Annotated in this window: 3 protein-coding genes and 1 pseudogene; 1 reads left to right on the forward strand and 3 read right to left on the reverse strand. The window is 63.0% G+C overall.

Annotated elements, in window-relative coordinates; genetic code table 11:
- Positions 1-265, forward strand: a 265-nt coding sequence (locus tag H5U08_RS17850) for an HD domain-containing phosphohydrolase (RefSeq protein WP_297036219.1), incomplete at its 5' end; no start/stop codon positions are given.
- Positions 266-1,020: 755 nt separating this feature from the next.
- On the opposite strand, the gene H5U08_RS17855 is transcribed toward H5U08_RS17850, so the two are convergent.
- From H5U08_RS17855 to H5U08_RS17865, 3 genes and pseudogenes are all read right to left on the reverse strand, one after another.
- Positions 1,021-1,272, reverse strand: a complete 252-nt coding sequence (locus H5U08_RS17855; RefSeq protein WP_297036221.1) for a hypothetical protein — start codon at positions 1,270-1,272, stop codon at positions 1,021-1,023.
- Positions 1,265-1,480 carry a transposase gene (locus tag H5U08_RS17860; RefSeq protein WP_297036224.1) on the reverse strand — a complete coding sequence of 72 codons (216 nt, stop codon included), beginning with the start codon at positions 1,478-1,480 and terminating at the stop codon, positions 1,265-1,267. The genes H5U08_RS17855 and H5U08_RS17860 overlap by 8 nt, the downstream gene beginning before the upstream one ends.
- A 25-nt stretch (positions 1,481-1,505) precedes the next feature.
- A pseudogene (locus tag H5U08_RS17865) lies at positions 1,506-1,727 on the reverse strand (hypothetical protein); the annotation flags it as partial.

The raw sequence follows: 1,727 nt of genomic DNA on the forward strand, positions 1-1,727 counted from the left end.
GGCGTACCACCATGAGAGGCTGGACGGGACGGGATATCCGTTCAGATTGACAGGCGAGAAACTGGACCTGGGGGCCCGTACGGTGGCCGTCTGCGACGTGTTCGTGGCCATGTGCGAAGATCGCCCCTACCGGCCCGGACTGTCCAGGAGCGAGATTGAGGCATTCCTCTCCGAACAGGTGCGGGGCCGCGCCCTGGACGGCGACGTAGTGGCGCTCGTGCTCGACGTGACCGGCGAACTGGGAGAGGCCCTCTGTGCGGTGTGAGCAGCGGTGGGCTTGACGGTGCCGCACTCCGGCTGCCGATCGGGGTGCAAGCGCTTCGATTCGGCGGCGATCCTGGTGTATAGTCGGCGATCCGGCCGCCAATCCCGTGCACGGTCCTGAAGCTGCTTGTAGGCTCAGGCACGTTCCCGCGGGAACGGGCCCGATGCCGCGAGAGCAAAAATGGTTCGGGGCGCGAAGGTTGGCAACCCGTTGGCAACGCGCCCCGAGTTTGTCCTCTTCCTTATTCACTCGCGACCTGCTGTTGAATTTTGATGGTGGGCGGCGCAGAACTCGAACCTACGACGTCTTGAAAAATGTGAGTCGCGGTCGCACAAGCGCATCGGGGGCCGAAAAGCCTTGAAACGCAAGGGCCGGGCGGGGGCTCCTCCAGCGTGTGGAAGTGCAGAGCGGTCCATCCGGAAAGCCTTGTGTCCCAATGGGTCTGGAACAGTTCGAGCAGAAGGTTAGCAAACGGTTAGCAGGGTGACGGTTGGCAGGGTGGGGTGGCGTCGGGGGGTGTCGGGGGGGGCCGTCCACCGGAGTTGTCCCGTGCCTCAGACAAGTTGTCCTTCGGGTTCTCCCGCCTACGCGCGGTATTCGAACAACCGTCAGTACGGTTTTCAGTTCCTGGCCTCCCGATGGCGGCCAGAAAAGGGCCTAACAGCATGCGAAGGTGCTCCCTCGAAAACCGGGGTGGGGGACGGGGTCAGGCAGCCACCTCCAGATCCTTTAGCTCGACCTGGTAACCGAGAGATTCAAGACGTCTGACGAGTCGGGGGGGAGACAGCGTCGCGATCAAGCCGGTCGAAGCAGTTCTGGCCCAGTTCGCGGTAGTGGGAGCCGTTCTTCAGCATGTGGTAGATGATGACCAGGATGGCATGCGCAACAGCAAGGGCGGCTCTCTTTTTGCCTCGGCGCGGGGCGATCCGGTGGAAGAGGGCATACAAATACGCGCCCTTGGCCCGCCCGGCGGCCTGAGCAGCCTCCACCAAGGCCTTTTCAGCCACGGGCTCCCCTTTCTGAGTCTGCCCGATTTCCTCTTGCCCGCGCTCTCGTTGTTCTCGGGCAGACACCTGCCCAGGAGGCGATGTGTTTGTCGGTGGGGAACCTGGACATGTTCACCCCGATCTCAGCGATGATGGCCTGGACAGTTTTCTTGTCCACTCCCGTGATCTCGCACAGCAGGGCAACCTTCTCCTCGAAAGGGCGCATCATCTCCTCGATCCTCACGTTGCACGCCTCAATCAGCTCGTCCAGACGATCGATGTGACGCAGTTGCTGGCGAGCAGGAAGCGGTGGTGGGGTCAACACGACCCTCCAGCGCCGTCTCCAGTTCGGGGATCTTGTTGCGGAGCCTGCCACGGCCCATCTCGGCCAACGCCTCGGCATCAGTGCACCCTGCAGCGATGGCCTCCAGCATGGCCCTTCCGGACATGCCCAGCACATTGGTAGCCACCGACGC

Source organism: Thermogutta sp. (genome assembly GCF_014359955.1).
GTDB lineage: Bacteria > Planctomycetota > Planctomycetia > Pirellulales > Thermoguttaceae > Thermogutta.